Origin of the sequence: Anabaena sp. UHCC 0451 (assembly GCF_034931405.1) — a bacterium.
Lineage (GTDB): Bacteria > Cyanobacteriota > Cyanobacteriia > Cyanobacteriales > Nostocaceae > RDYJ01.
Genome location: NZ_JAYGHA010000012.1, coordinates 143971 through 150454 on the forward strand (window position 1 = coordinate 143971; position 6484 = coordinate 150454).

The 6484-nt window shown below is 39.6% G+C and carries 6 protein-coding genes and 3 pseudogenes; 3 read left to right on the forward strand and 6 right to left on the reverse strand.

Annotated elements, in window-relative coordinates; all coding sequences use genetic code 11:
- Positions 1-194: 194 nt before the first annotated feature.
- The 3 genes from VB694_RS10540 to upp form a co-directional block, all read right to left on the reverse strand.
- On the reverse strand, positions 195-473 hold the full coding sequence (locus VB694_RS10540) for a YggT family protein (RefSeq protein WP_323360270.1): 279 nt from the start codon (positions 471-473) through the stop codon (positions 195-197).
- A 131-nt stretch (positions 474-604) separates the two neighbouring features.
- Positions 605-949: a hypothetical protein gene (locus tag VB694_RS10545; protein WP_323360271.1), complete on the reverse strand. Its 345-nt coding sequence runs from the start codon at positions 947-949 to the stop codon at positions 605-607.
- A gap of 38 nt (positions 950-987) precedes the next feature.
- Positions 988-1638 carry a uracil phosphoribosyltransferase gene (gene upp / locus VB694_RS10550; RefSeq protein ID WP_323360272.1) on the reverse strand — a complete coding sequence of 217 codons (651 nt, stop codon included), beginning with the start codon at positions 1636-1638 and terminating at the stop codon, positions 988-990.
- 329 nt (positions 1639-1967) lie between these two features.
- Here upp and crtH point away from each other — a divergent pair, with 329 nt between their 5' ends.
- Entirely contained in the window at positions 1968-3455 is a 1488-nt protein-coding gene (gene crtH / locus VB694_RS10555; RefSeq protein WP_323360273.1) for a carotenoid isomerase, read from the forward strand.
- 18 nt (positions 3456-3473) lie between these two features.
- On the opposite strand, the gene VB694_RS10560 is transcribed toward crtH, so the two are convergent.
- Complete coding sequence (locus VB694_RS10560) at positions 3474-4061, reverse strand: Crp/Fnr family transcriptional regulator (RefSeq protein ID WP_323360274.1); 588 nt, start codon at positions 4059-4061, stop codon at positions 3474-3476.
- A gap of 171 nt (positions 4062-4232) precedes the next feature.
- Here VB694_RS10560 and VB694_RS10565 point away from each other — a divergent pair.
- A pseudogene (locus tag VB694_RS10565) lies at positions 4233-4592 on the forward strand (RrF2 family transcriptional regulator); the annotation flags it as partial.
- Between the two features lie 84 nt (positions 4593-4676).
- On the opposite strand, the pseudogene VB694_RS10570 reads toward VB694_RS10565, so the two are convergent.
- A pseudogene (locus VB694_RS10570) lies at positions 4677-5069 on the reverse strand (TSUP family transporter); the annotation flags it as partial.
- Between the two features lie 247 nt (positions 5070-5316).
- On the opposite strand from VB694_RS10570, the gene VB694_RS10575 reads away from it, so the two are divergent.
- Positions 5317-6012 (forward strand): phosphatase PAP2 family protein, encoded by a 696-nt coding sequence (locus VB694_RS10575; protein WP_323360275.1) that lies wholly within the window; start codon positions 5317-5319, stop codon positions 6010-6012.
- A gap of 105 nt (positions 6013-6117) precedes the next feature.
- On the opposite strand, the pseudogene VB694_RS10580 reads toward VB694_RS10575, so the two are convergent.
- Positions 6118-6484 (reverse strand): annotated as a pseudogene (locus VB694_RS10580) (hypothetical protein); the annotation flags it as partial.

The window sequence follows — 6484 nt, forward strand, 5'->3', positions numbered from 1 at the left end:
TCGGGCGATAATTTATCGGTTTTTTACCAGGTTTATCTTCCAAATGCTTCGCCCTTACACCGAATGCTGATGCTTACAGTACCGTCAGGGATACGTCCGTACTTTTTTGTAGTTTTATTCCCGCTTCTGAATTTTTATATACATCCCCGGCTTGTGAAAAACCGGGGAATTACGTAAATTAGTGGAAATCCCAGTTAGAATCCTTGTCCTAATGGTAAACGACTCAAACCTGCCAGAAAACTGCCAGCAACATTGAGTGCCAGGAAGGCTAAGATGGGCGAAAAATCCATACCACCCAATGGGGGGATAATAGAACGAAATAGATTGAGATAGGGGTCACTAATCTGGCTCAAGGCTGCAAATGGCTGATTAGACCAGTTGATTTGGGGAAACCAGGTTAATAAAACCCGAAAAAGTAGGATATAGCTATAAAATTGGACAAAGGTTGCCAGTGTGGTAATCAGTAAATTCATGGATGGGTTGGTTTTCTACTAAAAGTTAAAAGCAGTCTTATTTATTGATTTTACTGGAGCTAATGTCATCGCGTCTGCAAATAGCAGCTACATCTACGAAAATAGGGTTTTCGCTATGAAGCAGCCCCTGTTTAAGAATCCTGAGAAATAGAACGCTCATCTGGTGGGGATGAACTGCTATTGACATTCCCTAACTGATTTCTCACATCATCAATTGTGGCATTGAGTTGGGCAATTTTATCTTCAAGGGAGCGCCTCGCAGTTTCCATTTCTAAACCATCACCACCTGCGGCTCTCATCTGTCTTCTTCTGGCTGCGCTTTTATTTCCTTCAATAGAACCATTATTGAGTTCTGTCTCTTCATCTCCAACAGCATCCCGTCGAGATGCCAGGACAGCACCCAAAACTCCACCAACTACACCGCCAACAATAGTCCCAAGCAAAAAACCACTGGCAAAACCATCTTTCTGACTCATATTTTCACCGCCTTGAACAAAGAAAGCAACTTTTTTAGTTAAGTCCCAAAGATGCGATCGCCTGCATCTCCCAAGCCTGGTACAATAAACCCATTACCGTTAACTGTTTCATCAATAGTGGCACTGTAAATTGTTAAGCTGGGATAAGCAGCATTCAACTTTTGCAAAGCTGGTGGTGCAGCTACCACACAAACAATTCGTGTAAATGCCGGATCAACACCTCTTTGTGTCAATTCTGCCATTGCTGCCATTATAGAACCTCCTGTAGCCAACATCGGATCGGTAATTAACACCCTGGTTTCTGGGTCGAATTTCTCTGGCAGTTTATTCAAATAACAAGAGGGTTCTAAGGTTTCCTCGTTTCGCACCAAACCCAAATGGTAAATTTTCGCTAATGGTAGCAGCGTTTGCGCTCCCTCTAATAAGCCTAACCCAGCCCGCAGAATTGGCACAACTGCCACAGGTACTTGTGGATCAATAAACGTTGCAGCACAGGGCGCTAAGGGAGTCTTTACTATGGTTTCTTGTGTCGGCAACCACTCTCTGGCCGCTTCATAAGTTAGCCATCGTCCCAACTCAGTGATAGCAGAACGAAATAATACCGACGGCGTAGCCGCATCACGAGCTACTGCCAGCCAGTGCTTGATTAGGGGATGGGGTGGGACATAAACAAGCAATTGTTGTGTCATGGCTAGAAAAAAGGCAGCCTGTCATTATATAGGAACTTGAACAACCATCATACTCTTTTAGGTGTGTGGATTGGTCATAGAGACTCAGATCCAAGACTTTTTAGAGAATTCGGGGATCTGTTTGCTGAGTTAATCGAGTCCATTATTTTAGATTTATTGCAAAATATTTTCATTAGTAGTTGACATATATTCTTAATTAAGGTTATATTATTTTACAGTGTTCTCCTCTCTTTAAAGGATCGGCAGACGGGATTGGCCAGCGGTAGCAGGCTTGTCCCTCTTTTTTTGTATAAAATAAATTAACAATTAAAAATTACAAATTCAGAGTTATGTTTGATGTTATTGTCATTGGTTCTGGTATCGGTGGTTTAGTCACAGCTACCCAGTTAGCAGCAAAAGGAGCTAAAGTTTTAGTCCTAGAGCGTTACCTGATTCCCGGTGGTAGTGCTGGTTATTTTCAACACCAAGGATATACATTTGATGTTGGTGCATCCATGATTTTTGGTTTGGGAGATAAGGGTACAACCAACTTACTCACCCGCGCTTTAGAAGCTGTAAATTTTCACATTGAATCAATTACAGATCCAATACAGATACATTATCATCTACCTGATGGGTTAGATTTGAAGGTTGACCGCAATTATGAAAAATTTTTACAAAATCTGATTGCTTATTTTCCCCATGAAGAAAAAGGAATTCGTGGTTTTTATAACGAATGTCAAAAAGTTTTTAATTATTTAAATAGCATAGAATTATTATCATTAGAAGAGCCAGGATATTTACTGCGGAATTTTCTTCAGCATCCTTTAGCTTGTCTAGGTTTAGCTAAATATTTACCCCAAAATGTCGGAGATGTGGCACGACGCTATATTAAAGATCCGTTATTATTAAAGTTTATTGATATTGAGTGTTATTGCTGGTCTGTCGTCCCCGCAGAAATGACACCAATGATTAATGCAGGAATGGTTTTTTCTGATCGACATTATGGAGGAGTGAACTACCCTAAAGGTGGAGTAGGAAAAATTGCCCAAAAACTAGCTGAGGGTTTAGAAAAAATTGGCGGTCAAATTCAATACCAGGCTAGAGTGACAAAAATTCTTATAGAACAAGGACGAGCTATTGGTGTACAATTAGCTAACGGTAAAGTTTATTATGGTAAACGAGTTGTATCCAACGCCACAAAATGGGATACCTTTGAAAAATTGTTACCAGCAGATAAAATCCCAGTTAATGAGAAAAATTGGCAACAGAAATACAAAAAATCACCAAGTTTCTTGAGTTTGCATCTAGGGGTGAAAGCTTCGGTTTTAACTAATATTACAGAATGCCATCATATTTTGTTGGAAGATTGGCAGCAGATGGAGTTAGCGAGAGGAACAATTTTTGTTTCTATTCCCACATTGCTAGATCCAGACTTAGCACCAACAGGATATCACATTATTCATGCTTTTACACCGGATTGGATTAATAATTGGCGGGGACTTTCTCCCAGTGAATATGCAGAAAAAAAAGAGCAAGCAGCAGCAGAAATTATTCAAAGATTAGAGCGAATTTTTCCCGGTTTAGATGCAGCTTTGGATTATATGGAAGTAGGGACACCTCTTACCCATCGTCGTTTTTTAGGACGCATAGATGGAACTTATGGACCCATACCCAGACGTAAGTTGTGGGGGTTGTTGGGAATGCGTTTTAACCGCACAGCTATCCCTAACCTTTATTGTGTGGGAGATAGCACATTTCCTGGTCAGGGTTTAAATGCTGTGGCGTTTTCTGGGTTTGCTTGCGCTCATCGTATTGCTGTAGATTTGGGACTTTGATTGAGAAAGAACTGGAAATCAAATTTCGTAATACCAAATATCTTCTTGTCGCACCACAATCCGATTCAAAGAAAGTCTATCAATCAATCCCTCTTGTTCTAATTGTCCCAGCAAACGAGTGATAGTTACACGGGTAGAAGTTATCAGTGCTGCTAAATCTTCATGTGTTAGACGCATATCTATTAACCGTCCTTGTTCTACTTGTGAGCCGAATTTTTTTGATAACCATGCTAATAGTTGCATCAGCATGGTTTCTACTTTTTTATGGCTACGAATCAGCATTAATTCTTCCGCTTGCTGGATGTGATGTAGTAAAGTTTCTGTGAGTTGATGCCAATCATCCACAGGTAAAATGGTCGCTTCTACTGTGGTTAAACATTCCATTTGATAGGGTTTCATCTTTGATAGAAGTTCACCCACTACATCACCTGGACCCCATAAGCCTAAAGCTACTGTAGTTCCATCTTCCAAATAAGTGTAAGTCAACACAAAGCCGCTTTCTATTTGCCAGAGGGCATTTTTTTTAATTGGTAATAGCGATCGCCGGGTGAAATGTTGGCGATCGCTATAAGTAGATGTTTGTCTAAGTCCTGTGTATAATGACATCAGCGGCTATATTACTAATTTCCGATGTACTAGCCGTAGTATATATTATTTTGCCTCTAAAAAGCTATACAAATCCCTTATTTGTTGAACTTCTGAGATATTTCCTCCGAAATATAAAGGAATTTTGAGAATTATGGTTATAAACACCGGTAAATCGATAGAGTTATGATAGTCCTTCTGACTATGAACGAGATTGCTGCCAAGCAACCGATACCAGAGCGTTATCTGGAACAGATTCTCACTAACCTGCGACGTGCGGGTTTGGTGCAGAGTCAGCGTGGTTCAAAAGGTGGTTTCCTTTTACTGCGTGATCCTTGGCAGATTACTTTGCTAGAAATAGTCACTTTGGTAGAAGGGGAGCGCAAAGAGAAAGAAAACTCTGAGACTCCGACTATAGAAAAAACTTTGGTTTTGGAAATTTGGGAACAAGCTAACACCGCTTCAATTGAGGTGCTGCGTGGCTATACACTCCAAGATTTGTGCCGGGAAAGAGAAATCCGCGCCCAAAAGAGTCCCATGTATTACATTTAGTCATCAAGAGGTATGGTAATGCGAATAGCAAAAGATATTACTGAGTTAGTGGGTAGTACACCTTTAGTACAGTTAAATAAAATTCCCCAAAACTGCGCCAATAACTACAGTAAGAAAACGTCCTTGTTTAGTTTTGAGATTTAATTGAGGTAGTTCTGGTAAATCGACTTTGGAAAAAAATGTCATTAACAACATTTGGATTAATGCTGTCAATGTCACTATCAAAATCATGATTCCCAATAACCGCAATAAGAGACTGTCTATGTTTTGTTCTCCACTGCTTCTCAGGTGATGTAAAACTCCTACACCCAGTAGTGAGCCAGAAACGCTACCCATTGCTAACCATTTGACTACTTCTAAATCCAGGGTTTTTTGTTGCCAATGTTTTACACCACCGACTACTTTCATTAATGTGGCTGCTACAACATCAGAACTGATAGCAATAGAAGGTGGTACTTGAAAGACAAAAATTAACATGGGAGTGATGAGAGATGCACCCCCTATTCATGTTAAACCAACGATGATGCCAATGACAAAGCTAAAAACTGGTAGTAATAAGTAGTCCATATTCAGATTTGGTGGTGGGTTTTGCTAGTGATTTGTAAAAGTTGACCTTGACTATAAAATGGTTTAATATAATTTCCGTCTAATTTGTGCTTAAAAAATCCCGCTTTCTTTGTGTCAAATTCTGCAACCAGACATTATATAAATCAGGCTTGTATTTATGAATAAAGCAAAGATTGGTTTTGTAAAAAATTTCCTGTTTTCCCGTTGGCGTTTTTTACTGCTGATATTGATGGGTGTGTATTTACCTTTGCAGGTTGTAGAAATCCTGGCGGTGAGAATTTGGCAAAATAAAGGCGGTTTTATTTGGGATGTGCCAATTTTGATGGCTATTCATTCTACAGCTAATCCCCGACTAGATATTATCGCTGTCGTACTAACTAAGTGGGGATCATTCTGGACTGCTTTACCTGTTTTAAGTGCAGTCTCTATCATATTATTACGCAAACGCAGATGGAGAAGACTAACTTATATACTTATCACAGCATTGGGAAGCCTAATCATCAACCGTATTGCTAAAGAATTGATGCACCGGGTACGTCCGCAGTTATGGGTATCAAAAGCGCCTGAATTTGATTATAGTTTTCCTAGTGGTCACGCAATGACAAGTATGACATTAGTAGTGATTTTAGTAGTTTTCACTTGGTATCGTCCTTGGCGCTGGCTAGTGCTGACTCTTGGTAGTTTGTACCTTTTGCTTATTGCTTGGACGCGTCTATATTGGGGGGTTCATTTTCCCAGCGATATTCTTGCTGGTTGGATGGTTGCGTTAGCTTGGGCGATTGGTGTCAGTCTAATTATCAGACCTAATTTCCATAGAGTTCTCACTATTAATAGCGAGCAGCATATAAACTGAGATTACTCTGCTTTGTAGATAAAACAGTTAAGTAAACTTTGAAGAAATCAGGAGTGCAGTAGTTTGGAAGTTGAACTACTGACTACTGACAATAACTGATGACTATTAAGCCTTTTTAGCGGGTGCGTTAGTAACTCTTGTATCTACAATTGCTTGGGAAATATTAGGGATAAACCAGTTATTTTCACCAGGTTTGATAATTTCTGTTCCCAATTGATTAAATTCAATGCCACCTGTATCTGAATTAGTTTTCAACACTAATTTAGTACCATTAGGAACTTTGATAACAACGCCTCCAGTTAATTCTTGGCTTTCTCCGCTGGCAGTTAAAGCAACAGCTTGAACATCTGTGGGTATGTATATTCCTTTGCAATTCCATTTATTTTTGGTTTTCCGTCCATTACCTAAAAAATATAATGCTGCGCCTGGGGAATAGTCATCTTCTTCTAAATTTATTTCTGGTCCATATATA